The 26,097-nt window shown below is 60.1% G+C and carries 23 protein-coding genes; 14 read left to right on the top strand and 9 right to left on the bottom strand.

Features of this window, described 5'->3' with window-relative positions; genetic code table 11:
- Position 1 precedes the first annotated feature (1 nt).
- The 8 genes from AAC077_RS16760 to AAC077_RS16725 form a co-directional block, all read right to left on the bottom strand.
- Positions 2-1,513 carry an amidase gene (locus AAC077_RS16760; RefSeq protein ID WP_339771893.1) on the bottom strand — a complete coding sequence of 504 codons (1,512 nt, stop codon included), beginning with the start codon at positions 1,511-1,513 and terminating at the stop codon, positions 2-4.
- A gap of 135 nt (positions 1,514-1,648) precedes the next feature.
- Positions 1,649-2,593: a LysR substrate-binding domain-containing protein gene (locus AAC077_RS16755; protein ID WP_339771890.1), complete on the bottom strand. Its 945-nt coding sequence runs from the start codon at positions 2,591-2,593 to the stop codon at positions 1,649-1,651.
- 304 nt (positions 2,594-2,897) lie between these two features.
- Positions 2,898-3,728, bottom strand: a complete 831-nt coding sequence (locus AAC077_RS16750) for an ABC transporter permease (protein WP_339771887.1) — start codon at positions 3,726-3,728, stop codon at positions 2,898-2,900.
- Positions 3,729-3,732: 4 nt separating this feature from the next.
- Positions 3,733-4,770: an extracellular solute-binding protein gene (locus tag AAC077_RS16745; protein ID WP_339771885.1), complete on the bottom strand. Its 1,038-nt coding sequence runs from the start codon at positions 4,768-4,770 to the stop codon at positions 3,733-3,735.
- A 35-nt stretch (positions 4,771-4,805) separates the two neighbouring features.
- The gene (locus tag AAC077_RS16740; protein WP_339771883.1) at positions 4,806-5,849 is read right to left on the bottom strand and encodes an ABC transporter ATP-binding protein; all 1,044 of its coding nucleotides are present in this window, start codon (positions 5,847-5,849) and stop codon (positions 4,806-4,808) included.
- 15 nt (positions 5,850-5,864) lie between these two features.
- Positions 5,865-6,665 (bottom strand): ABC transporter permease, encoded by an 801-nt coding sequence (locus AAC077_RS16735; protein ID WP_339771881.1) that lies wholly within the window; start codon positions 6,663-6,665, stop codon positions 5,865-5,867.
- Positions 6,656-7,111: a hypothetical protein gene (locus AAC077_RS16730; RefSeq protein WP_339771878.1), complete on the bottom strand. Its 456-nt coding sequence runs from the start codon at positions 7,109-7,111 to the stop codon at positions 6,656-6,658. The genes AAC077_RS16735 and AAC077_RS16730 overlap by 10 nt, the downstream gene beginning before the upstream one ends.
- Positions 7,111-8,814 (bottom strand): CocE/NonD family hydrolase, encoded by a 1,704-nt coding sequence (locus tag AAC077_RS16725; protein ID WP_339771932.1) that lies wholly within the window; start codon positions 8,812-8,814, stop codon positions 7,111-7,113. The genes AAC077_RS16730 and AAC077_RS16725 overlap by 1 nt, the downstream gene beginning before the upstream one ends.
- Before the next feature lie 229 nt (positions 8,815-9,043).
- Here AAC077_RS16725 and AAC077_RS16720 point away from each other — a divergent pair, with 229 nt between their 5' ends.
- Positions 9,044-9,973 carry a LysR family transcriptional regulator gene (locus AAC077_RS16720; RefSeq protein ID WP_339771875.1) on the top strand — a complete coding sequence of 310 codons (930 nt, stop codon included), beginning with the start codon at positions 9,044-9,046 and terminating at the stop codon, positions 9,971-9,973.
- Between the two features lie 236 nt (positions 9,974-10,209).
- Here AAC077_RS16720 and AAC077_RS16715 read toward each other — a convergent pair whose 3' ends face one another.
- The gene (locus AAC077_RS16715) at positions 10,210-10,989 is read right to left on the bottom strand and encodes an amidohydrolase family protein (protein WP_339771872.1); all 780 of its coding nucleotides are present in this window, start codon (positions 10,987-10,989) and stop codon (positions 10,210-10,212) included.
- A gap of 82 nt (positions 10,990-11,071) precedes the next feature.
- On the opposite strand from AAC077_RS16715, the gene AAC077_RS16710 reads away from it, so the two are divergent.
- From AAC077_RS16710 to AAC077_RS16650, 13 genes are all read left to right on the top strand, one after another.
- Entirely contained in the window at positions 11,072-11,803 is a 732-nt protein-coding gene (locus AAC077_RS16710; RefSeq protein WP_339771869.1) for a GntR family transcriptional regulator, read from the top strand.
- 25 nt (positions 11,804-11,828) lie between these two features.
- Positions 11,829-12,779 (top strand): tripartite tricarboxylate transporter substrate binding protein, encoded by a 951-nt coding sequence (locus AAC077_RS16705; protein WP_339771866.1) that lies wholly within the window; start codon positions 11,829-11,831, stop codon positions 12,777-12,779.
- A 3-nt stretch (positions 12,780-12,782) separates the two neighbouring features.
- Positions 12,783-13,232: a tripartite tricarboxylate transporter TctB family protein gene (locus tag AAC077_RS16700; protein ID WP_339771864.1), complete on the top strand. Its 450-nt coding sequence runs from the start codon at positions 12,783-12,785 to the stop codon at positions 13,230-13,232.
- Position 13,233: 1 nt separating this feature from the next.
- Positions 13,234-14,730, top strand: coding sequence for a tripartite tricarboxylate transporter permease (locus AAC077_RS16695; RefSeq protein ID WP_339771861.1), 1,497 nt, complete (start codon positions 13,234-13,236; stop codon positions 14,728-14,730).
- Positions 14,731-15,199: 469 nt separating this feature from the next.
- Positions 15,200-16,825, top strand: a complete 1,626-nt coding sequence (locus AAC077_RS16690) for an ABC transporter ATP-binding protein (protein ID WP_339771858.1) — start codon at positions 15,200-15,202, stop codon at positions 16,823-16,825.
- Positions 16,826-17,048: 223 nt separating this feature from the next.
- The gene (locus AAC077_RS16685) at positions 17,049-17,567 is read left to right on the top strand and encodes a MarR family transcriptional regulator (RefSeq protein WP_339771856.1); all 519 of its coding nucleotides are present in this window, start codon (positions 17,049-17,051) and stop codon (positions 17,565-17,567) included.
- Positions 17,558-18,268: an SDR family NAD(P)-dependent oxidoreductase gene (locus AAC077_RS16680; RefSeq protein ID WP_339771854.1), complete on the top strand. Its 711-nt coding sequence runs from the start codon at positions 17,558-17,560 to the stop codon at positions 18,266-18,268. The genes AAC077_RS16685 and AAC077_RS16680 overlap by 10 nt, the downstream gene beginning before the upstream one ends.
- Before the next feature lies 1 nt (position 18,269).
- Complete coding sequence (locus AAC077_RS16675) at positions 18,270-19,601, top strand: FAD-binding oxidoreductase (RefSeq protein ID WP_339771853.1); 1,332 nt, start codon at positions 18,270-18,272, stop codon at positions 19,599-19,601.
- Positions 19,602-19,700: 99 nt separating this feature from the next.
- Positions 19,701-21,365 carry a peptide ABC transporter substrate-binding protein gene (locus AAC077_RS16670; protein WP_339771851.1) on the top strand — a complete coding sequence of 555 codons (1,665 nt, stop codon included), beginning with the start codon at positions 19,701-19,703 and terminating at the stop codon, positions 21,363-21,365.
- A gap of 114 nt (positions 21,366-21,479) precedes the next feature.
- Positions 21,480-22,430, top strand: coding sequence for an ABC transporter permease (locus AAC077_RS16665; RefSeq protein ID WP_339771849.1), 951 nt, complete (start codon positions 21,480-21,482; stop codon positions 22,428-22,430).
- A gap of 16 nt (positions 22,431-22,446) precedes the next feature.
- Positions 22,447-23,328, top strand: a complete 882-nt coding sequence (locus tag AAC077_RS16660) for an ABC transporter permease (protein WP_339771847.1) — start codon at positions 22,447-22,449, stop codon at positions 23,326-23,328.
- 1 nt (position 23,329) lies between these two features.
- Positions 23,330-24,655, top strand: a complete 1,326-nt coding sequence (locus AAC077_RS16655; protein ID WP_339771845.1) for an FAD-binding oxidoreductase — start codon at positions 23,330-23,332, stop codon at positions 24,653-24,655.
- Positions 24,656-24,704: 49 nt separating this feature from the next.
- A complete protein-coding gene (locus AAC077_RS16650) occupies positions 24,705-26,069 on the top strand; it encodes an FAD-binding oxidoreductase (RefSeq protein WP_339771841.1) in 1,365 nt (454 codons plus the stop codon).
- Positions 26,070-26,097 lie beyond the last annotated feature (28 nt).

The raw sequence follows: 26,097 nt of genomic DNA, 5'->3' as shown, positions 1-26,097 counted from the left end.
ATTACACCGCCGTTTTGATGTTGGGTGTTGTTGACTGAACCGCTGATGTCAGAACAGGCGGATGTGTCACGATCGCACGCAAGTCAACATTCGAAGCAGCAAGCGCCGCCATATCGGGGCGCGGGCGGGCGGTGACATCGTCACGGGCAAACAGGGCTTCCAGTGCTCTGGCAGTGGCCAGCAGTCGTTCGTCACCGCGCAATGGGCCAAGCATCTGCATCCCGAAGGGCATGCCATGCGGATCGCGGCCACAGGGCAGGGTGAGCGCCGGGCCACCTGTCAACGAGCCGCGATACGCCAGCGCCAGCCAGCGGTAATAGACATCCATCACTTGCCCGTCGATTTCGGTCGGGTGCGATTGCTGCCACGGAAAGGGCGACACCGGCACGGTTGGCAGCAGGATGATGTCAAACTGGTCCATCACCTTGTTGAAGTTGCGCAAAATGCGGGTCTGTTCCGTATGTGCCCAGCTTCTGTCGGCCAGCGTCATGGCCTGTCCCATTGCGACGTTTGTGGCGATATGGTCGCCGAAATCGTCGGGTGCTGTTTTCAGCGCCTCGGCAAATCCCGCAACAAAGCTTTCAGCACGCAAGATGTCAAAGACACGGTCCATCTGGCCCAGATCAAGGTTTGCCGGGCGGCAGTCTTTTACATGCGGTCGCAGTGCGTCGATGCGCGCGCGAAAGGTCTCGCGGATGGCCGGATCGACGGGCGCGCCGCCAAAGTCTTCGCTGTATCCGACGCGCAGGGTTTTCAGGTCAACCTGCGGCAGGGTGGTAAACCTGTCGGGAGCCGCGGGCGACGACAGTGGATCGTCTTGATCGTGGCCCTGAATGACCTTCAACATCAAAAGCAAGTCATCCACTGTCCGCGCCATCGGCCCCAGTACGGAAATGCCGGACCAACCCAGCGGGCGTGTCGGGTGTGCGACCACATCGACCGAAGGGCGATAGCCGACGATCCCGCACAAGGATGCAGGCAGGCGCAGCGAGCCGCCCGTATCGGAACCGGTGCAAAGCGGAAGAAGATCGGCTGCCAGTGCCGCCGCTGAACCGCCCGACGAGCCACCCGCGATCAGGTCGGGATTGAACGGGTTGCCCGTGGCCCCCCATACCGGATTGCGGCTGTTGCCACCCGCGCCCAGTTCGGGAACATTCGTCTTGGCCAGAATGATGGCACCCGCCGCCCGCAGACGCGCGACCATGGGCAGGTCTTGCGTGGGAACATTGCTGCGCCCGCGCTTGCTGCCGTGTGTGGTCAGCAGACCCTTGGTGTCTTGCAAGTCTTTGACGCCAATGGGCAGGCCATCCAGCGGGCCAATGGGGGTTCCGGTCTTCCAGCGCTGCGTTGCCTGCGACGCCTGCGTCACCGCGCGTTCCGCATCCAGCGCGGTCAGCGCATTAACCTTTGGATTGAACAGCGAAATATGTTCAAGACACGCGCAAAGATAATCGCTGGGCGTCAGGGTTTGGGCCGCAAAACGGGCAACAACCTCATGTGCGGGCAGCGCCATAAGTGACAGGCAGTTCAAAGAAACGCCCGTGCGTTCGTGGCCAGCAGAAATAGCACAAAAGTCCTCCCAAACCTTTCATTGGGTTAAGGTAATCCATGTAAGCCGTAAGAAAAAGTGAGTTATTGGCGTGAAACATTAACCAAAAAGAATGGTTTTCATCTCGGACGTGGTTTGTTGCAGGCATTTCAGGAACAGCGACAGGGTGCCGTTCTGCGTGACCTGATCCGCGCGCCAGAAGCACCGCGCTTCGGACAGCAGACCCTGCGTATCCAGCGGCAGGATCGTAACCTCGCCGCGCGCGGCCTGTGCCTGGGCCAGTTGCAGCGGCATCAGGCCAAGCGCGGACATCACGCGCAACAATTCAAGGTTCAATGCAAGTGAATTCGACGCGATGGTGTTGCTCGGCGCGGTCAGCCCGTTGGTGGCAAACAGCGCATCCACCGCCCGCCGCGCCACCGAGTTCGCCTGTGGCAGAATCCACGGAAACGGGATGACATCGGCCCAGACCAGCTCGTTTTGTTGGGCAAGCGGGTGGTGACGTCCTGCGACCACAACGACGGGTTCGGAAAACAGGGGCATCTGGTCGATGCCGGGCAATTCCTGCGGCTGCCAGACGCGCGCGATCAACAGATCAATTGCACCGGCCTCAAGCTCTGGAAAAAGCTCGACAAAATGGCCTTCCAGAACGGTCACATTTGCCTGCGGCGTGCTGCGTTTGAAAGTCGCGATGCTGCCCGGCAACAAGGTCGGGGCGACCGAGCTGACGACCCCGATGGTCACCGAGCCTGTTACACCGCTGGCCATCGCTTCGATGTCAAAGGCCGCGCGGTCAAGCTGGTTCAGGGTTTGTCGGGCGTGATCGGCCAAACGGTTGCCAATGGGTGTCAGGTACAGCCTGTTGCGATCGCGCGTTACAATCGGTGCGCCGACGATCTTTTCCAACTCGGCAATCTGTTTGGAAACCGCGGGCTGGGTGACGTTCAAAGCCACAGCCACCCGGGCCACCAGTTTGAGATCGGCCAGCGCCGCAATGACCCGCAGGTGGCGCAGTGTGATTACCTTTTGAAACTCCTTGCCCAAACGCCTTGGCTCCCCCCAGTCAGGTCGCGGGCAGCCTGTCACAGTTCACTGAAAGTGAAAATATGGTCATGTGCCTAATTATGTCCGGCAACCGGACCAGAACCCATCCCTGTATGAGCCAGCGGGATATATCTTGGTATCAGGATCGCAGCCGAAGCGGGGTCTCGCTGACCTGCAACCAGGATAGCATGTTGCGCAGCCGGCATGAGAAGGGGGAGCGGTAATGACTGTTGAATTCCGCGAGGCGTTGACCCGGTGGGTCAACCCGACACGAAAATCAGCAGTCAACAAATTCGAAGTTTCATCAACCCGCCTTGTAACGGTTCGCAATGAACGAACTGCCGATCGTTGTCAGGATGACAGTGACGATCAGCAGGATGAGCGCAAGCGCCGCGCCGAATGGCCAGTTGGAGGCGCGGGCGAATTGTTCGTAAACCGCTGGTGCCATCATCTGGAATTGTGGTCCACCCAGCAACAGCGGCGTGGCGTAGGCATTCATGCACAATATGAAAACCAGCGTCGCACCCGCCAGAACACCGGGCAAAGACAGCGGCAAGAGCACGCGAAAGAAGGTTCGCGTGGGGCGTGAACCAAGGTTGGCGGCAGCGTCTTCTACATCACGCGGGATGCTCTCGATAACGGATGCCAAGGTCAGTATCATGTAAGGCAGCACGATGCCGACGGTGGCAAAGATCACCGCGCCGGGAGTGTACAGCAATTTGAGCGGCTCCGTTATGACGCCGAGGCCCAAGAGGCTGGCGTTTATCAAACCGGTCGTGCTGAGCAGTGCCAGATAGCCGGCGGATCGGACCACGCCCCCGACAAGCAACGGGAACATGGTCAGAATGGTCAGCTTGCTTTTCCAGCGTCCCTCCATACGGGCCAGCAAATAAGCCGGCCCGTATGCCAGAAGCGTGGCCAGAACCGTGCAACTGAACGCGACCGCAACCGTGGTCAGCAGGATCTTCTGGTAATAAGGATCGACAACAGCCTTTGCATAGTTCTCCAGCGTGAATGCCTGTTGCATCAGATAAAGCGGATCGTATTCGTTGAACGAATACCGCAGCATCAGCAGCATCGGCGCACCGAGAAGAAGCAGGACGAGCAGCCCCGCCGGAAGAACAAGCTTTGCCATTTTCTTAACCTTTGAGCACGCGGTTCCAGGTGTCCAGCATCGTGGCCTGGTTCTCCATGATGAAATCCAGATCAGGTTGCCACAGACGGTTCTGTTCCGCCTCACTGAAGCCGATCAGACTTTCCAGCTCCGGGCTGATCTCGCCGTTGGTCACAGTGGGCAGATACCCCATCTTCTCGGCGAATGCCTTTTGCGCCGCAGGCTGAAGCAACGCGTTCATGTAGGTCATTCCGCCTTCGGTGTTGCGTGCGTTCAGGGGGACGCCTGCTTCGTAGACGGCGGGAAATGCACCTTCTTCAGGGATGACCCAGCCAAGGTCGATGCCGCTTTGGGACCAGCTATAGCCGCGCGCGGCCGAGATGATGGTCATCCAGATGTCACCCGAGGCCAGCGCATTGCCCACAGCTTCGGTTGAAGGCAGCAACTGCACGTCCAGATCGCGCCATTCCTGCACGCCTTTTTCGGCCCCTTCAAAGTCGGACAGCGTGCCGCCGTTGTGAATGGCGGAATAGGCCATGTTCGAGGTGTAGAGGAAATCGCTCAGGCCGATCTTGCCCTTGTATTTCGGGTTCCAAAGTTCCGCGATAGAGGCCGGCGGTGTCGTGATCAGATCCTTGCGATACACAATCGCATGGGCGGAATAGATCAGCGGTACAGAATGCTTTTTCTTAAGAAAGGGCAGGATGTTGTCATAGTTTTCAACGCTGCCGGCGTCCAGTTCTTCCAGCGCGCCGATCTTGGCGGCGGCGTGCATGTCAAAGTCGGCCAGCAACGCGGCATCCATGCTGCCACGGCGCTGCATCCGTTCGGAAATCAGTTTGGTGCGGCGGGGCACCGGGCCGGAAATCTCTTGCAGGATGCTGTAGCCCGCTGGTTCCATGATTGCCTCGTCTACATTGACCTTGAGCAAGTCACCAAAAGTGCCGCCCCATGTGCCAACGACCATTTCATTGGACTGAGCAAACGCCGCGCCCGGCAAAAGGCTGCTGGCGGACGCCGCGGTGGTCGCGGCAAGGAAGGTGCGTCTATTGATATGTGTCATAGCGTTCTCCTGTTGAGGTTGGTTTTGTTTGTTTTCTATTTGGGAAGAAGCCGGGGGGACGCGGCATCCCACCGCATCCCCACGGGGTCACCGACCCGCAAACCGGCGTTTGTGTCGTCGGGGCCAGGTGTCGGGGTGATGACTGTCACGGGCGTTTGTCCCAGCATGACTGTGTATTCGGTATGAGCGCCCAGATAGAGCACCTCGCGCAGCGTGCCCTCGACATCGGCACCGTCTCGCGCCAAGCTAATCTTCTCGGGGCGCACCGTATAAAATTGCGCTTCGGCCAGACGTGCGTCAGTGGCAGGCAAGATGATGTTGTCAGCAGTGACAAAGCGACCATCGGCAATCCGTCCTTTGATCACGTTCGACCGGCCGACGAAATCAGCGACAAAGGCGTCGGCAGGCTGTTCATAAAGCTCGCGTGCCGTTCCGGCCTGGCGCACTCTACCCGCTTCCATCAACACCAGCTTGTCGGACATGGTCAGAGCTTCTTCCTGATCATGTGTGACCATCAACGTAGTCAGTTCAAGCGCCTGCTGAAGGCCGCGGATTTCGCTGCGCACCTCGCCGCGCAACTTGGCATCAAGGTTCGAAAGAGGCTCGTCCAGCAGAAAGATGTCGGGGTTCAGCACCAGCCCGCGCGCCAGTGCGACACGCTGTTGCTGGCCGCCCGAAAGCTGACGGGGATAGCGGTCGTGCAGATGATCCAGCCGCACCCTCTTGAGTGCCTCGATGATCTTTTCATCACGCTCCGATTTGCCAACCTTTCGCATTTCCAACCCGAAGCCGACATTCTGGGCCACGGTCATGTGCGGAAACAGCGCATAGGATTGGAATACAAGCGCGGTGTTGCGTTCATATGGAGGCAGTCCGGTTACATCACGGCCATTGATGACAATCGCCCCCTTCGTAGGCGCAATGAACCCTGCGACCATGCGCAGCGTCGTCGTCTTGCCACAGCCCGAAGGACCAAGAAGCGAGACGAATTCACCCTTGCTGATCTGCATGTTCATGTCCGAGACGGCGACCGCTTGACCGTATTCTTTGCGGATGTTGACGAGTTCGAGGGAATTCATAGCTTTTCTCCGGTCTCACACGATGCGCGAGAGTTTGACGTAACGATCGGTAATCAGCATCATCGCCGCAATGACAACGATCTGTATCGTGGCCACGGCGGCCAAGGTCGGGTCGATCTGGAACTCGAGATAATTCAGCATCGCAATTGGCAGTGTGCTCATGCCCGGCCCGACAAGCAGAAGCGTCAGTTCGAGGTTCTCGAAGCTCTGGATGAAAGAGAACATGGATGCCGCCACAATCGCAGGGCGCATCATCGGAAGCGTCACCCGCATGAAAACGGTCCAGGGACGTGCGCCCAGATTGGCGGCGGCCTCTTCGACACTGCGATCCAGCCCCTGAAGGCCGGCCGTCACGACCCGAACCGTCCAAGGTATGGTCAGCAGGATATGCGCACCGACAAGGCCGGGCAGAGTGCCCACGATGTCCATGTCCAGACGCATCTGAACGATCAGAAACGTCAGATACAGCGCGGTGCCAGCGACGATGCCGGGCACGATGATCGGTCCCAGCAGGAAGGTGGTGATCGCTTGTTTAGCCTTGATGTTGCTGCGGACAAGGGCAAGCGAGGCGGCGGTGCCGACCGGAACGCCGATCAGCGTTGCAAGGGCCGCGACCTCAAAGCTGACAATGAACCCGTTCAGGAATTCCTCACGTTGCAGCGCGTTGGCATACCACGACAGCGTCAGACCGCTTGGCGGGAAGGAAATAATTGCATCCTGGAAGAACGAAGTGACAATCAGTAGCAGCACCGGCAAGAGCATCACGGTGTATGCAGCAAAGATACCGGTGCGATAGACAAGACGGGTCAGCGACATGGCACCGGCTCCTGTCCGGCGGTTTCGATAAAGCAATCCGCAGCCTGATTGACGATCCCCTGGATGCGGTCGCGTATATCAGGAGGGAAATCACCAGACCGCCCCATAAGGTTAAGCTGTCCCACCGCTTCCCCCGAAGTGGTGCGAACCGGCACATTAAGAACAGCGTCACTGTCTGTTTCCAGAATGGTCCGCCAGTCACCGAACCCGTTTTGCAAGTCCTCAACACCTTCGGTCAGGATCGGCGAAACGGCAAGCCGCACCCGTCGCATGGTGGGGGCGTCCTTGTAGTCTTTCACTCCAACATCGGCAAAACGATCAGGGTGCGTCGAAAAGATACGTGCGGCACCGTGCGCCTGATAGCGCAGGGCGGTGGCGGCGTTGAAGGTCACGATCTTGCGCAAGGCTTCAATCAACGCCGGGATTGTGGAAATATGCGTTGCCATCACTCTGCCGCCTTTTCGATGGGAAGGACCAGGCGCGTTTCGGCAAAATCCATTGTAATCCGAGGCATTTTGCCGTGTGGGACTTTTTTAAAGTGATCGCCATCCGCCCCGGCGATAGACAGGCGCAGGCGGCTTCCTTTGGAAATGGTCCATGCCGTCGGCAACAACGGGATACGGATCTTTTGCTGCTTGTTGATCGGCAGGGCACGCGCACTGTTGCGATGGAAGCTGCGGAAAGGCCAGTTGATGCGGATGTTCGCAGGTGGCTGTTCTTCCTCACGGAAAATCGCCCGAAGCACGCCTTCGGTCATGTATCGCTCGGTTCCGTCTGCCTCCACTTCGGTCAGGTAAACGAACAGGCCGGCATCGGGTGCATCAAAGCTTGCTGTCAGTTCCAGAAGGGCGTGACCGGAGAGCGTGGTGGCCTCCATCGGAGCGCTGTCGAACGAAAGCATCGCGGCGGTCCGGCCTTGCCAATCGGCGTAATAGTTCCGGGAATCCATTCCGGCGATCCGCTCATAGCGAGTTTCAAACCCGGTGCCGGTGTGCGGAACACATTGATAGGACACATTCCCTGTCGCCGTCTCCGGTTGCAGCTTGCCTGCGTCCGCTGGATGCAGTTCAAGCTGCCGTTGCTGCGGTGGCCAGGTCTCGGCCTCTCCCCAAGATTCTTCGTGCATCTTGAAATATGCGACACGCGGGTCATCCTGAAGGCCCGTTTCCATGCCCTTGAGGTAGGTGTCGAAAAACCGCAGCACACAACCCAGCACGGAAAACGACGGGTCTTCGGCCGCGCGCCATGGTGACACATCTATGCGCGCACCGTGATCCCACGGGCCCAGCACCAGGTGGCGGGGATTGTGGTCAAGTGTGAGGAAGCGCGCGATGGCGCCATTGGCATATCCGGCGCCATCCATCCAGCCCGACATCGACAGGATCGCGACATCCTCGCGCGTGCCTTCGCTGTACGAATAGGGGCTGATCGACGCGCTGGAATAGGATTGATCATAGGGTAGGCCTTCCTCGCGATAGGCGAGGTCCGCCATGAAATCTGTCTGACGAAAGTTGCCCTGATGCTCGGCCACAGCGGCCTTGACCAAACTGCCGTCAACGTCTTCATCCACCGGCAGCGGTCCCTGGAAATCAGGATTGGCGTAATATTTGTAATCCTTGAGGTGGTGGCGTTGATCCAGGTCCAGCCCCTTCATCAGGGTATCGTAAAGTTGGGTTAGCGATGTGCATTGCATACCGCCCGGAAAATAGTTGTCGGCATAAGTGTCCCAAACAGAAAACAAAGGCGCGATGGCTTTCACGGCGGGATGCCCTGTTGAGGCAAGGAAATCGGACGCGGCCCCGAGGTAGGAGATGCCAGTCGCGCCAATAACGCCGTCAGACCAATTCTGCTTGACGACCCAATCCGCGATTTCCGCAGAATCCGCCCGTTCGGCGGGTGAGCGGAACCCGTCGCGCGTCCCAAAGCTTGCCCCAGTGCCGCGCACATCGACAACAACGACGGCATAGCCGCGTGGTACAAAGTAATCGCTGAATTTTCCAGTGTTCGGGCTTGGATTGGCATCTGAACCGGGTTTGAGCGCGAAACGACGGAAATAAGGGGTGAACAGCAACAGCGTTGGAAAGCGTTCGCTGTTTTCATCTGATTGAGGAAGGTAAACATCCACCGCGATGCGACAGCCGTCGCGCATGGTCACATAGCACGAACTTGGCCGCTCTGGCAGGGCGTAGGGTATAGGGCGGTTTGCTTCGTATTCTGCGATGCGACTTTGGAAGGCCGATATCATAGTCATTCAATAGGTCCGTTTGTCTTGTTCCCTCTCAGGAAGACGCAAAATTTAACTTGCGTAAATTGAGTTTTTTGTCACTTTGGTTGCACTTTTAGCAACTGATACATTTATTGACAAAAGGAGAGACCGTTTGGGCCTCAATCAGAAGTCTCTGGAAGCGCTTCGTGCTTTTGTCGAAACTGGTTCGATCAACGGGGCGGCAGATCGGCTTTTTCGCACGGCGCCACAGATCAGCAGGTTGCTGTCAGCACTGGAAGATGAGGTCGGTTTCGCAGTTCTATCCCGACGCGGACGCCGGTTGCATCTGACACGGGAAGGAAAAGAATTTTATCAAGAAGCTGAACGGCTTATGCTTGCTCATGATGAACTGGAGCGGCGTGCAGACCAGATGCGGCGGGGGAAAACCGACCATATCCGTATCCTTACAGCGCCGTTTATTTCCCATGCCGTTATCAACCGGACACTGGCTCGGGTCATGCAGAGGTATCCCGACATGACCGCACAGATCGACTCTCGTGTTCGCTTGGATATCGACGTCTGGGTGGCGCAGGAAACCTTCGATCTTGGCATCGCGCCCTTGCCCATCCGAGAAAGCGCTTTCGAGGTAGAGCCGTTTCTTGAACTTCCGATGGTGGTGGTCATGCACCCCAGCCACCCGCTTGCTGCACTGAAAACAGTCACGTTCGAAGACTTTGCAGAGCATCCGATCATCGCGACTCACGCGCGCAGCTTGCTAGGCCAGCATCTGGAAGCCCAAGTCAAAAAGACGGGCCGACGTCTGAATGTCCGGGTCGAGGCCCGAAACGGTGTGATCGCGTGTCAGATGGCAAGCCTCAATCTCGGTTGCTGCCTGGCTGATCCTTTCGTAGCGCTTTCCAGTGGTGTGACGGACTTTATTATCCGTCCTTTCGAACCGCTCGGCCTGCTCAAGTATGGTTTTCTGTATCCGGGCTGGGGTAGCCGTGCGCCAATTGTTGATGAAGTTGCCGATGAGATCCGGACAAGCACCGCGATCCTTGCAGAGCGGATATTTCACCAAGACTTGAGAACTTTCCTGTGAGCTTGCGAAGGTAGCCGTGCTTACCGTTCGGCTCTTGTTCAAATCACACACTGAAGGAGAGGTAGGCAGCGGCGGCTGCACCCTGCCGCAGCCAACGCCAGTTCTTAAATATATTCAAAAGCTTGAGCGTTATCGCTCGGGCCTTCTTGTGTTTTGACCCCCAAGCCCAGACGCAAGAGCGCCGCCAGAGCCCCTTCCAGATGTATCGACAGCGTGCCGCCAGCTGCTATGGGCTGTCACACCGTTTCTAACCCATAAAGGCACTTTACCGCTTTGCGGTCGGACATTGCGCCCCAAACGTCCGCGAAATCCCGAACCTGCGGGTAGCTTGTCAATTGCTCGTGCTGTGTATGTGGCCAATCGCTGCCCCAAACGACATGGTCGGCAGGCAGAAGAGACAAAAGGCGTTCGGCATGTGGGCGTACGTCAAACGGAATTCGGTAATGCGCGGCGAACTTGAAATAGATGGCAGAGCGATCTTGCAACGCAACAACGGCCTGTATCAGCGGGTCGTCTGATGGCAGGGGCTCGCTTGGCAACCCGAAGTGATCCACGACAAGGTTCACGCCCTGATCGGCAAGCTCGGCCAAACAGGGGGCCAGCCGCGGACCTTCCAGATGCACCTCGATATGCAGGTTCCTGTCGCGCAGCTTCTGAAAAAACGCGCGCGTCCGTTGCGCCCGCAGGTCCGGCATTTCTGCGCCCCGCACCAGGTTCCAACGCACGCCCCGCATTCCGGCCTGGGCCAGTTGATCCAGCGCATCATCACCAATATCCAGCGCAACCACGCCAACCCCGGCAAAGCAACGAGGGTCAAGCCTTGCAAGCGCAGCACACATTTCGGAATTGTCGGTCCCCAGGAAACTGACCTGCACAATGACGCCGCCGCGCAGCCCGTGGGCGCGCTGATGGCCCAGCCAATCGGCCAGGGGGGCCGCGGTCGCCGGAACATATCGCGCTCCGTCAACAGGCGTGACCGTTTCGTAGACGTGAGCATGGCAGTCAAACAGGATCATATAGTCTCTCCATAATTCATATATATGACTAGTTGACTAAATGGGTCAAGATGACTTAAGCCTGATAGCGGGAGGAAGACAAATGGGCGATGGATTCGGAGCGACGGACGTTCGGCTGCCAGCCTATGCTCGGCTGCGCGACACGCTGACCGCGCGCATTGCCCAAGGGCAGTGGACACCAGATCAACCGATCCCCTCCGAGGCGCGGCTGGCGCGTGATTTCGACGTTTCCGTCGGCACCGTGCGCAAGGCCGTTGACGGCCTCGTTGGCGAAGGCCTTCTCGAGCGGCGGCAGGGGTCTGGCACTTTCGTGCGCGCACCGTCCTTTAACGCCACGCTGTTCCGGTTTTTCCCGATGCGCGAGAGCGACGGCTCGCCGCTGTCGATTCCGTCCAGCCAGATGCTGCTGCGCGCGGTTGTTACCGCACCGGCCGAGCCGGCAGAGGCGCTGGGCACAGACGACGTGATCAAAATCATTCGTATGCGCAGCCTGTCAGAACATCCCGTTCTGTTCGAGGAAATCTACATTCCGACATCGCGGTTTTCCGGGTTCGAAACATTGCCCGACACCGCCTTTGGCCCGCTGCTTTACCCGCTTTACTTCGAACATTTCGGCGTGCTTGTGAAACGGGCAACCGACGAGGTGTCCTTTGCGACTGCCTCGGACCGGATTGCCGAACGCCTTCGCATTCAGCCGAACGATCCGCTGGCCGTAATCCGGCGCACCGCCTTCGACATCGAAGACAAACCCGTAGAATGGCGCATCGCCAGCGGCAGCGCCCACGGGTTCCGGTATCGCAGCGAAATCCACTAATCAAACATTCAAAGGGAGAGAGACCATGAAACTCAAGACTGCAACGATCGGCCTTGCGGCCATCGCGACACTGGCGACACCCGCCCTTGCCGAATACCCGGAACGCACGATTGAACTTACAATTCCGGCCGGCGCCGGTGGCGGGACCGACACCAGCGCGCGCAAGCTGGCGATCCTGCTGGAAGAAGCACTTGGCACCTCTATCGCGATCCTGAACGTGGGTGGCGGCGGTGGGTCGGTCGGGGCTTCGCAATTCATGCAGGCCAAGCCGGACGGCTATTCCCTGTTCGCCACATGGAACAGCCCGCTGACCACCGTGCCGCAGGTCCAGAACGTGGCCTATGCGCTGGACAGCTTCACCCCCATCGCCTCGACCTCTGAAACAGCCTACACCCTGTGCGTCAAGGCTGACTTCCCCGCGACCACGGGCGAGGAATTCCTGACTGAACTGGCCGCCAATCCGGGCAAGTACACCTATGGCAATGACGGCATCGGCGGCACCATGCAGCTCGCGGCCGAGCGGATTTTCCAAGCGCGTGACATCGACGCCGTTGCGATCCCGTTTGGCGGCGCCGGTGAAACGCTGCAAAACTTTCTCGGCGGTCACGTCGATATCTACGGTGGCTCGATCTCGACCGTGCTGCCCTACGTGGAAAACGGCGAGGCCAAGTGCCCCTTGGTGACCTCGGCCAGCGACGTACCTGCGCTGCCGGGTGCCTCGGGCCTGGCCGCGCTTGGGATGCCGGAAAAAGAAACGCTGCTGTGGCGCGCGATCCTTGGCCCCAAAGATCTTGATCCGGCAATCGTCGCACAACTGGCCGACGTGATTGACAGGGCAGTGAACGATCCCGGCTATGTCGAATTTCTGGCAACCAAGGGCGAAGTTCCGAACGTGGTCAAGGGCGACGCATTGGGCGCACGGCTTCAGGACGAATATGACGCGCTTGCCGAAGTGTCCAAACGTCTGGGCCTCTGAGTGATGGAGAAGCGTCAGGATATTGTGGTCGGTCTGATCTTCGTCGGCATCGGGATCGCCGCCGCATGGATGGCGACCGACTATAACGGGGCCAGCGGCATCTACCCGATGGTGCTGGGCCTGGTCCTGACGCTTCTTGGCGGCGCCGTGGCGGTCAAAGCCGCCCGGTCCCCCCGCAACGAGGTTCGTCCGCTGGTTGACGCACCGTCCAAGATGTTCACCGCGGCGCTTGTCGCGACGATCTACGTGGCGCTGGTGGTGCCGTTCGGCTTTTATACCGCCTCGATCCTGCTGATGCTGGTCATGCCTTTGGCGCTGGGGTTCCGGCAAATCGGCTATGCGGCGGTCGTGGCCGCGGTGTTCATGAGCCTTGTCTATCTTGTATTCTCGGTTCTTCTCGAGAAACCGCTTCCGCGCGAGGCAATCCTGACCTTCATTTCGACAGGCGGCTGACATGGATTTTTATGTAAATGCACTTGTCGGGGTTCTTACATTCGGGCCGTTGACAGCGATGATCGGCGCGACGTTGCTGGGCGTCTTTATCGGTGCCTTGCCGGGACTGAACCCGGTGATGGCCATCGCGCTGCTGCTTCCGCTGACCTATTCGATGGACCCGCTGGTGGCGCTTGCGATGGTCGCGGGCATCTACAACGGGTCGATGTACGGCGGCGCCATCCCCGCGATCCTGCTGCGCATTCCCGGCACACCTGCCTCGATTGCCACCACCTTCGATGGCTTTCCCATGGCCGACCGGGGCGAGGCGTCCAAGGCGCTGAAAGTCGCCTGCTGGTCGTCGGCCATTGGCGGGATCGCCAGCGCCATCGCCTTGATGACCATGGGCCCACTGCTGGCCCGCGTGACGCTGTTCTTTGGCCCGGCGGAATACTTCTGGATCGCGATCTTTGGCATGGCTTCGGTCGGTGTCATGGTCGGCTCTGACCCGGTCAAGGGCATCATGGCGGCAGTGCTTGGTCTGCTGATCGGCACCATCGGCATCGACAACCTGTCCGGGCAGGCGCGGTTTACCTTTGGCCAGACTTGGCTGCTGGGTGGACTTGATTTGATCGTCGTGTTGGTTGGGCTTTATGCCCTGCCGCCAGTCCTGCAACTGGCCGAGAAATGCGATCTCAAGGGATTGTCGGCAGCGCAATTGAAACTGGCCGACGCACCCTTCGAGAAGGGCGAAATTCGCGGCCTTATCCCGACCTGGCTCCGCGCCTCTGGCATCGGCATCGGCGTCGGCATTCTGCCGGGTGCCGGTGGCAACATTGCCGCATTCCTCAGCTATAACGCGACCAGGAACGCCTCGGACGATCCCGACAGCTTCGGTAAGGGCAATCCGCAGGGGGTCGCTGCGGCAGAGTGCGGCAACAACGCGGACAATGCGGCATCCATGATCCCGGCGCTGTCGTTGGGCATTCCCGGAAATGTGGTCGCAGCACTGGTTCTCAGCGCGCTGACCATTCACGGCCTGCAACCGGGGCCGCAGCTTTTCCACCAGAACCCTCTGCTTGTGGGCGGTTTCATGATGGAGATGCTGATCACGTCATTGCTGATCTTTGCCCTCGGCGGCGCGGTGGCGACCCGCGTCTTTGCCCAGTTCCAGCGCCTGCCCGGTGTGCTGCTGGTGCCGTCCATCCTGATCCTGATGTGCGTGGGTGTCTATGTGATCAACGGCAGGCCCGTTGACCTTTGGGTGATGCTTCTGGCGGGTTTCGCGGGGTATCTGCTTGAAAAGGTCAACGTGCCCCTCGCGCCGATCATCCTTGGCATGATCCTGGGCCCGATGGCCGAACAAAGCGTGCGTCGGGCGTTGCTGATCAGCCGCGGCGATGCGACCGAACTTCTGACGCGCCCGATTTCCACCGGTCTGGCCATTGCGACTGTTCTGGTCATCGCCTGGCCCATCGTCAAAACCATGCGACGACGTCGGCGCCCTGCGCAGTCATAAGGGGCGCTCGTACCGTGTGGATCGCTTGGCAAGCCCGATCAGCATGCCACCGAACGGGAGTTTCGGGTTGTCGGATGCAGGAACTTGTCCATGGTCTTGCTTCCCCCTGAAGGTTGAGTTGAAAGACGGCTCTGCTGGCGCTCCTGAAACTGTGCCCTTTAACCTATCCGGCGTTTGCTGTCGGCCTGTTCTCCAATTGAGAAAACAGCCCGCGGCCCTGGCCTGGAATGAAGCGGAACAAACCAACTGTGTCTGAGGCATGGCATTGGCATTCGCGGTTTTGGTGGTTTTCCCGCACTTCGGGACCCCACCAAACGCAAGGCACCCGTACACCGCGCGGCGTATTTTGATGCAGCCCGCACGTCTTTTCAAAATTTTCAGGACAGCTTCGGGGGCATGCCCCTTGTCGTGCGGCTATTTTTAACAAAAGCTGAAGGGGCATAATAACTATAAACGATGAGATAAACGGATGACCAACCAATCAACGGGCCCTTCGCCCGTCCTGACCGTGCGCGACCTTTCGGTCGCTCTTCCCGGAAAACACGACAGACCCTACGCGGTAAAGAATGTCAGCTTTGACCTGATGCCCGGCGAAATCCTGTGCATCATCGGTGAAAGCGGTTCGGGCAAATCTGTCACCGCCAGCGCCGTTATGGGCCTGCTGCCCGAGGTGATGTCGATAGACGCCGGCAGCATCCTGTTTCAGGGCAAGGACCTGACCAAGCTGCCTGACAGCGAAATGCGCAAGCTGCGCGGCCGGGCGGTGTCGATTATCTTTCAAGACCCGCTGTCGGCGCTGAACCCGCTGATGACCATCGGGGACCAGATCCGCGAGGTTCTGGACAGCCACGCAGTCGGCACCAAGGCCAGCCGCGCCGACCGCGTGGTCGAGATGTTGACCGAGGTGGGACTGCCCGACCCCATGCTGATCCAGCACCAGTACCCGTTTCGGCTGTCTGGCGGGCAGCGCCAGCGGGTGATGATCGCAATGGCCCTGGCCTTGGCCCCCGACATCCTGATCGCGGACGAGCCGACCACCGCGCTGGATGTGACCACGCAGGCGCAAATCCTCAAGCTGATCAGCGACATCCAGAAAAGCAAAGGCATGAGCGTGATGTTCATCACCCATGACTTCGGCGTCGTGGCCGAGATTGCCGACCGCGTGGTGGTGATGGAGCAGGGGCTGGTTGTCGAACAAGGCACCGCGTCGCAGGTGCTGAATGCGCCAAGTCACGACTATACCAAAAAGCTGATCGCCGCCGTTCCCAAGATGCGCGAAGAGGATCGCAGCCGGGAACAGGACAAGGTTGCGGTTCTGCAGGTGCGCGACCTGAACAAGACCTACCGCACACGCAGCGGTTTTCTGGGACGGATGCGCGAAGTGCACGCGGTCAACGACATCTCGTTCACGCTGCACAAGGGCGAAACCCTGGGCATCGTGGGCGAATCCGGTTCGGGCAAGTCTTCGATGGGCAAGGTGCTGATGAAGCTGATTGACGCCGACAGCGGTCAGATCATCTTTCAGGGCAAGGATACGTTGCCGTTGGACAAGGAAACTTTCCGTCCCTTGCGTGCGCGCATCCAGATGATCTTTCAGGACCCTTATGCATCGTTGAACCCTAGGTTCACCATCGGGCAGGCATTGACGGTGGGGCCGGTGGCGCACAATCTGGTCACGCAAGCACAGGCGCGGACGCTGGCACAGGACACGCTGGAACTGGTGGGATTGGACCCCTCTGCCTATGACCGCTACCCGCATGAATTCTCGGGCGGGCAGCGACAGCGCGTGGGGATAGCACGGGCGCTGATGTTTGATCCCGAAGTGATCGTCGCGGACGAGGCCGTGTCGGCGCTGGACGTGTCCATTCAGGCGCAGGTGCTTGAACTGCTGGACAAGATCCGCCACGAACGCAAGCTGGCGATGGTGTTTATCACCCACGATCTGCGCGTCGCCAGCCAGATCAGTGACGAAATCCTGGTGATGCACCGCGGCAAGATGGTCGAATACGGCCCGCCGTCGCAAATCTTTCAGAACCCGCAGCACGACTATACCCGATCTTTGGTTGACGCCATTCCGGGCGGTAAAGCGGCCTAAGGACGGCCACCAACTTGCACCAAAAAGGGAAAGGGGGCGATTCGTTTCGCCCCCTTTTTGCTGTTTGATGCCCTGAAACGGCGCTGGCTTTGGTCGGGAATGTTAGAAAAACAGGCTGGTAATTGTAAAATACAATCAAAATAATTGTATTATGCAACTTTTCCTTGCCGCAGCGGAAACTGGGTTCTTTACTTGAAACAACAAGCCAAAGGACGACAGCTTTATGACACCAGAGTCGACGGCCCCGCATTTTGTTGACGATGATTATGACGATCCGCACATCGAGATCGGCGGGCTGCGCATCGACATCCTTGAGGGGGCGTTTAGCTGGTACATCCGGTCGCTTGATTCCGTCGTGTCGCGTGATCTTGACCGGCGCATGGCCGAACTCGAAGTGGCGAAGGGCAAGGGCAAGATCACCACGCTGTTTCTGGTCGATGACTATCCCGGCGTGCGCCCGTCGCAAGTCGCAGACGTGCTGATGCGCGATCGTCCGGCCACGGGGCGGATCATCGACCGCATGGTTTCGGCAGGCATCATACGCCGCGAAACCTCGACCGAGGACCAGCGCGCGCAAGCCCTGTACATCACTGACAAAGGACACGAACTGGCCGAGAAAGTGCGCGAAATCATTCGCGCGCAAGAGGCTGAATTCTTTGACTTTATCGCACCTGAAGACCGCGACCAGTTCATGCAAATGCTCAAGCGGGTCTATCTGAACATGAGGGCAAAATGGGATTGAACGCACATCGCACGGCACTGATTTCCGGCGCAAATCGCGGCATTGGCGCGGCCGTGGCGAAACGGCTTTTTGATGCGGGATGGGCCGTGTCTTTGGGGATGCGCAAACCTGAAATGCCCGATTGGGCGGCTGCTGCGCCCGAGCGGGTTCATCTGTTTGCCTACCAGGCGGCGCAGCCCGATGCGGGCACGTCGTGGGCCGCACAGGTGACCGACCGTTTTGGCCGCATCGACGCGGTCGTGGCCAACGCGGGCATCATGATCCCCCGAACCATCGTCGAAGTGTCCGACGACGAGATGGCGCAACTGCTTGAAATCAATGTGCAAGCCCCCCGCCGGCTGGCCGCTGCCTGCTGGGACGCGCTGGGCGCTGCGGGCAACGGGCGGGTGATCCTGTTGGGGTCGCTGTCGGGCAAACGGGTCAAATCGGCCAAGTCAGGCTCGTATTCCGTGTCAAAGTTCGCGGTGATCGGCATGGCCCATGCGCTGCGTCACGCGGGGTTCGACAAGGGCATTCGCGCCACCGCCGTCTGTCCGGGGTTCGTGGCCACCGACATGGCGATGGCCATTACAGACCGCGCGTCGGACGCGATGACCCAACCGGACGATCTGGCGCGCGTCATCGAGATGCTGATCGACCTGCCGAACGAAGCCAGCGTGGCCGAATTCTGTGTGAACTGCCAACTTGAGGAATCGTTCTGATATGCCCGGACCATTTGTTGTTCCCGTCCATGGCGATGTTGACCTGCCCGCCAAGGTAGATGTGGTCGTGATCGGTGGCGGGATCATCGGATGCTCGACCGCGTTGGAACTGGCCGAACGCGGCATGACCGTGGCCCTGTGCGAAAAGGGCGGTATCGGTCACGAACAGTCCAGCCGCAACTGGGGCTGGGTGCGCATCACCCGCCGCGACCCGCGCGAAGTGCCGCTGATGGCCGAGGCGTTGCGGATCTGGCCCGATCTGGCAAAGCGCACGGGGCGCGATCTGGGGTATACCCAAGCGGGCGTTGCCTTTGCCTGCGCCAACGACACCGAATTCGAGGAACACGAGCGTTGGCTTGAGAACCTGAAAGACTACCAGATCGACAGCCGCATGGTGTCGGGGCGCGAATTCAAAGAGCTGTTCCCAGGTTCAGAGATGGAAGTAAAAGGCGCGCTGTTCACAGCCGTTGACGGACGCGCCGAGCCGCAACAAGCCGCCCCCGCAATCGCCGAGGCGGCGCGCGATCTGGGCGTTCATGTGCTGACCGAATGCGCCGTGCGCGGCATCCAGACCAGCGCGGGCCACGTCAGCGGCGTGGTGACCGAGCGGGGCGAGATTGCTTGCGAACAGGTGGTTCTGGCCGGGGGTGCATGGTCCAGCCTGTTTGCCCGCAACACCGGACTGCGCCTGCCGCAACTCAAGGTCAAGAACTCGGTCATCCGCACCAAGCCGCTGCAAGGCGGCCCGGAAAGCGCGATCTGGTCGAACGGATTTTCCATCCGCAAGCGTATGGACGGCGGCTATACCGTCGCGGACGGCTTCCGCAACATCGTTGACATCGTTCCCGACAGCTTTCGCTATTTCAAGGATTTCCTGCCCGCGCTCGGCTCGCAATGGAAATCGCTGATGCTCAGCTTTGGCGGGCGGTTTCTGGACGAGGTGCGGGTGCAGAACAAATGGTCGATGGACGAGGCAAGCCCGTTTGAATACTGCCGCGTTCTGGACCCCAAGCCCAGCTTTACGATGCAGGACAAGGCCTTGCAGAACCTGCGCCGCGCCTTTCCAGTCTTCGAGAAGGCCGAAATAGCCCAACGCTGGGCCGGCGCGATTGATGTGACCCCCGATGCGATCCCCGTGATCTCGGGCGTTGATGACATTCCCGGATTTTTCATTGCGACGGGGTTTTCGGGCCATGGCTTTGGCATCGGTCCGGCGGCGGGCCGTCTGGCCGCCGATCTGGTCTGCGCCCGCGCACCGGTGGTGGACCCCGCGCCCTATCGTTTCAACCGCTTTTCGGATGGCTCAAAGATCGAGATCATCAGCGGTTTCTGATTGGCCGGCGCCCCTTTGGGGACGCGGCACAAGGCGGCGTGTGAAACGCAAGCACGCGTCGCTGTCTGCCCAACTTGCGACAACGACAGGAAGCTCAACATGACTGATGACAAGACGCAAAAAGCACATCTCAGCCGTCGCCAGACACTGATGATGATGGGGGCCGCCGGTGCGGCCGGACTGATGGGGCCCGCAGCCATTGGCCGCGATCAGGCCTTTGCTGCCAACGCTGACGCAAACGGCCAACTTATCCTGGCCTTTTCGCAGGAACCGACGGTGTTCAACCCGTTGATGCCGCACATCGAAGTGGACGAGGGCGTATATTATGCCGTCTTCGACCCGCTGTTTGATTTCGACCCTGACGGTGAATATTTCCCGATCCTTGTGGCCGAAGTGCCCACCGTCGCCAATGGCGGTATCTCCGAGGACGGCCTGAACTGGCGGATCAAGCTGAAGGACGGCGTCACATGGCATGACGGTACGCCCTTCACCGCCGAAGATGTCAAATTCTCGCTGGAGCTGACGATGGACCCCGATTTCCGGTCGTTCCGTTCGACCGGTTACAAGTTCATGCAAAACATCACGGTCGTGTCCGACACCGAACTGACATGGGAAATGTCCGAACCCTTCGCCCCGATGGCGGCCATCCTGGCATCGACCTATATCATCCCGAAACACGCCTTTGACGGGGTTGAGGACAAGAACACCGCCCCCTTCTCGAACGCGCCGATTGGCACAGGTCCCTTCAAGTTCAAGGAACGCATGGCGGGCGACCATATCGAGCTGGAAGCGAACGCAGACTATCACATGGACGGCCCCTATCTGAAAACGCTGATCATCAAATACGTGCCTGACCTGAACGTGATGTACACCCAGTTCAAATCGGGCGACATCGACGTGATCGGCCTGCAATACATCTCGCCCGACCACCTGGCCGAAGCGGAAAAGCTGCCGAACAAGATTGTGACCGTTGCAGGCACCGCGACGTTTGAATCCATCGGCCTGAACATGACGCGCCCGCAGTTTCAGGAACTGGCTGTGCGGCAGGCGCTGTATGCCGCGCTGGACAAGACGTCGATCATCGACGCGCTGTACTACGGCGTGCCGACCCCGACCGAAACCTACATGCCGCAGCAGTCCTATTATTATGAACCGGACCTGCCCAAACATGAATTCAGCCTCGAGAAAGCGCGCAAGCTGCTGGACGATGCAGGCTGGGTGCCCGGTGCGGATGGCGTGCGTGAAAAAGACGGCGTGCGCCTGTCGTTCACCAACTCGACCACCGCAGGCAACCACCTGCGCGAGCAGGCACAGCAGTTCATCCAGCAGACGTTCAAGGAAGTCGGCGTCGAGATGATCATCAAGAACCTGCCGCCTGCCGTGATGTGGGGCGACTACTGGATGAACTCGGGCTTTGACTCGGTTGTTGTGGGGCTGAATGCCCTGTCAGGCGCCGACCCGGACACCTCCGACTATTTCATGTCCACAATGTCGCCCGTACTGGGCGGGTCTGGGCAGAACACCTTTGCCTATCAGAACCCCAAGGTTGACGAGTTGCTGATAAAAGGGGCGGCCAGCTTTGTTCCCGAAGAGCGCCGCGAGATCTACCAAGAGCTGCAACGCGTGATCCGGGACGACCTGCCGTTTTTGCCGGTGTTCCAATACGCCGTCATCAAGGGGCGCAAGGACGATGTCGACGGTCCGGCTCCGAACGTGAACAACCGGATCGAAACATGGAACGTGCGCGACTGGAAACGCACCTGAACGCGGCTGTTCCAGCCTGAACCATGGACGCGGCGGGACCATCCGCCGCGTCTGCCGGGTGTCGCGTTGGGCGACCCCTGAATTCAGACATTTGTACAAAGAGGGCGCCCCGCCATGCTGCGCTACATCTTATCCCGCGTCGGCCAAAGCCTTTTGCTGCTGCTGATCGTGTCATTCATCGGGTTCGCGGTGCTCAATCTCGCGCCGGGCGGCCCGCTGTCGCAATTCGCGCTTAGTCCGGGCATGACCCAAGAGCAGATCGACAAGATCGCCGCGCAAATGGGGTTGGACCGACCGCTTATCGTGCAATATTTCGACTGGTTGCGCCATATGCTGGTGGGCGACTGGGGCACCTCGTATCGTGACGGGCAACCGGTGCTGCACGTGATCGAAAGCCATCTGTTCGCCACCTTGCTGCTGATGGGCACCGCCACGTCCATCTCGATCACGCTGGGCAGCACGATCGGTATTTTCAGCGCCCTGCGCCGCCGGTCGGTGTTCGACTATGCCATGACCGTGGCGTCGATGGTGGCCCTGTCGATCCCGACGTTCTGGTTCGGCCTGATCGCCATCTACATCTTTGCGCTGAACCTTGGCTGGCTGCCTGCGGGCAACATGTACACGGTGGGCGACGGATCGGTTCTGAACTACCTCAAACACCTGATCATGCCCGCCTGTGTTCTGGCGCTGGTCGATGTGGCGGTCTGGAGCCGGTACATGCGCACCTCGACCCTGAACGTGATCAATCAGGATTTCGTGCGCACCGCACGGGCCAAGGGGCTGACCCAGCGGCGGGTGCTGTTCAAGCATATCGTGGGCAACTCGCTGGTGCCGATGATCACGCTGGCGGGCCTGCAATTGCCGATGGTGCTGGGCGGCGCGCTGGTGACCGAAACCGTGTTCACCTGGCCCGGGATGGGGCGGCTGTTTCTCGATAGTCTGGGGTATTCGGATTACCCGGTGGTCATGGGCCTGCTCATGGCCTCGGCCATGCTGGTGCTGATCGGCAACCTTGCCGCGGACATCGCCGTTGCGCTGATTGATCCGCGCATCGCTCTGGAATGAAAGAAAGGTCCTGACAATGACTGCTGCAACAACGACACCTCCGGTCCGCCAGCCCTTGATCAAATCCCGCGCGCTGCGACGGTTCCTAAGTCACAAGCTGGCCATGGTCGGCCTGTTCATGGTGCTGGGTCTGACCTTTGCCTGTTTTGTCGGGCCGTATCTGCTGGCCTACGACGAACTTTACATCGACCTGCGCGCGCGGTTTGCGCCGCCCGGCACCGGCGGCCATATCTTTGGCACCGACCCGCTGGGCCGCGATCTGGCCGCGCGGCTGTTCCACGCGGGGCAAATCTCGATGGCGGTGGGCTTTGCCGTGATGGTGATTGCCACCACCGTCGGGTCGGTCGTCGGCGTCGTCTCGGGGTATTACGGCGGCAAGATCAGCGCGGTGCTGATGCGCGTTGTGGATGCGTTCCTGTCGTTCCCCTCTGTTTTTCTGCTTCTGGCACTGGCTGCCTTTATCCAGCCGGGTCCGGTGATGATCGCCGTGATCATCTCGGCCACAAGCTGGATGGAAGTCGCCCGTATCGTCGAGGCCGAGGTGAAATCGCTGCGCAATCAGGATTTTGTCCAGGCAGCGCATATGCTGGGTCTGTCAGGCCGCTGGATCATGTTCCGCGAACTGCTGCCCAACGCCATCGGCCCGATCATCGTGGCCGCATCGCTGACCGTGGCGCGCGCCATCCTGCTTGAGGCCTATATCAGCTTTCTGGGCTACGGCATCCAGCCGCCGCTGCCAAGCTGGGGCAACCTGTTGAACGGGGCGCAGCAATATCTGGGCTCGGCCCCGTGGCTGGCCATCATTCCAGGGCTGGCGATCACCATTGCCGTGACCGGTTTCAACTTTATCGGGGACGGTCTGCGCGATGCCTTCGACAGCCGTGCGCAAGGACAGTGAGATGAAGCCGAAGTTCTCTGAATTCAAGGACACATTGTGGTACGCCACAGCGCCCGAAGGTCCGGACACGCAAACGCTCAAAGGTGAGGTCACGGCAGATGTTTGCGTGGTCGGCGCGGGCTATTCGGGGCTGACCACTGCGCTGGAACTGGCCCGCAAAGGCGTCAGCGTCGTGGTGCTGGAGCGTGAGGAAATCGGTTTTGGCGGATCGGGGCGCAATGCGGGGCACTGTACGCCGACCTTCACCCATTACAGCCTGCCCGAACTGCGCGAAGTCATGGGCGCGCCGTGGGCCGAACGGCTGATCCACCGCCAGACCCGCGCCAACGATGTGGTCGGGCAGATGATCGCGCAATACGACATCGACTGCGAATGGGAACAGAACGGATATGTCCAGGGTGCGCTGTTCCCCTCGCATCTGAAAAAGCTTCAGGCGAATATGGAAAACTATAACGCCGCAGGCGCGCGCACCCGGATGCTGGACCGGGATGAGGTGCAGGCGGTTACCGGATCGTCGCGGTTCTATGGCGGTTGGCTGCACGAAGAGGCGGGCGGGCTGAATGCGCTGGCCTATGCCCGCGGATTGGGCCGCGCGGTGCTGTCCGAAGGCGGGCAGATTTTCACCGGCGCGGGCGTGACAGGCTGCGACCGTGTGAACAACGCGTGGCAGGTACGCACCGCGCAGGGATCGGTGCGGGCGGAAAAGGTGATCTACACCACCGGTGCCTATACCGTGGCAGGTTGGCCCAAGCTGGACCAGACGTTCCGCATCATGCGCGTGTTCGTGGCCGCGACCCAGCCGCTGTCGGCCGCCGCGCAGGCCGTGGTTCTGCCGCAACGCACAACCATTCAGGACGGGCGCGGCGACATCTATGTCTATAAATACAACAGCCAGAACCGCATCGTTGCCTCGATGTTCCCGATGGGCCAGCGCGGGCGCGACCCGGCCTATACGCGGCAGGTCCTCAGCGACCGGTTGAAATGGTTGCACCCCGACCTGCGCGAGGATTTGCGGTGGGAGTTTTTCTGGTACGGCGAACTGGACATGCAGCGCAAAACCATCCCGCGCCTCTATGCGCTGGCCCCCGGTGTCGTCGCCATGACGGGCCTGTCGGGGCGCGGCGTGCCAACAGGCTCGATGATCGGGGGCATCCTGTCCGATTGGGCGATGGGCGTGGCCGAGGCCGATCTTGATCTGCCGGTCGAGCCGCTGCAATCCCAGCCGCTGTATATGTCCGTGGCCCCCCAGGCGGCCTTGCGGGGCTACCGGCTGCGCGACAATCTGCGGGCGCGTCTACAAGGTGCGCCCTTGCCACCGCACGCCTGAATACCTCATAGACCAGAGCGGCCAACAACGCCGCACCAAGGAGACTACCATGCCCGGACCCAAGCTGGACCCCGTTGTCAGCGACAGTGTTTTGCCCCCGTCCGTCGATGTCGTCATCATCGGCGGCGGCATCGCGGGCGTGTGCACAGCACTTGAACTGGCGGACCGGGGCCTGAAGGTTGCAATCTGCGAAAAAGGTCAGATCGGCGGCGAACAATCCAGCCGCAACTGGGGCTGGGTGCGCCTGACCCACCGTGACCCGCGCGAATTGCCGCTGATGATTGAATCGGTCAAGATCTGGGAAGGGTTGGACGCCCGCATCGACGGGAACACCGGGTATACTCAGTGCGGTTCAACCTATGCCATCGCCAGCGATGCCGCCTTGCAGGCCGAGCGTAAGGCGCAGGAAGAGCTGGGCCATTACCAGATCCCGACGCACCTGATGGACCGCGACGCTGCATTGACGCATCTGGCAGGCTACGACCCCGATGCCCAAGGTATCATCGGCGCCCTGCATTGCCCCCGCGACGGGCGGGCAGAGCCGCAAATGGCGGCACCCGCCATCGCCCGCGCCGTGCAGGCACGCGGTGGCACGGTGCACCAGAACTGCGCGGTTCGGGTGGTCGAGACGTCCCAGGGCAAAGTGTCGGGCGTTGTCACCGAACAGGGCCGCATCGCCTGCGACGCGGTGCTGGTGGCCGGTGGCGTCTGGTCGCGGCTGTTCCTGCGCAACATCGGCATCTACCTGCCGCAACTGCGCACCCGCAACACCGTGCTGCGCACCGACGCGGTCGAGGCAGGACCACAAAGCAACCTGAAAACCACGTCATTTGCCATACGAAAGCGCAAGGATGGTGGCTATACCGTGGCATCCGCCGTGCCCAGCCGGTATCAGTTGACGCCCGACAGCTTCCGTCTGTTCACGGCTTTCTTGCCCACGCTGAAAAACGAATGGCGGTCGATCCGGCTGGGCCTTGGTCCGGCCTTCATGGACGCGCTGCGCACACCGCGCCACTGGACCGGCGACGATGTCACCCCGTTCGAAAAGACCCGCATTCTGGACCCCGACGCCGACGCGCCCTACATCGACAAGACCCTTGCCGAGGTCAAAAAAACCTACCCCGCGCTCAAGGATGCGACGGTCGCGCAGCGCTGGGGCGGATACATCGACGTTCTGCCTGACCTGATCCCGGCCATTTCATCTACCGAAGGGGTGAAGAACGGCATTCCGGGCCTGTTCGTCGCAACCGGTTTTTCCGGCCACGGGTTTGGTCTGGGAACGGGGGCTGGCCGTCTGGCCGCAGACCTGATCACCGGGCAAACGCCAGTGGTCGACCCCACGCCATTCCGCCTGCACCGCTTTACCGATGGCACCAAAATCTCGCCCATCCCGGTCATCACCACGCCGCAGTAAGGGCCAGTTGATGAATATCGGCGGCTGG

The sequence above is a fragment of the uncultured Pseudosulfitobacter sp. genome, from assembly GCF_963976325.1.
Classification (GTDB): Bacteria; Pseudomonadota; Alphaproteobacteria; order Rhodobacterales; family Rhodobacteraceae; genus Pseudosulfitobacter.
Note: the sequence above shows the minus strand (reverse complement) of the source record. Positions and strands in the feature narration are given on the sequence as shown.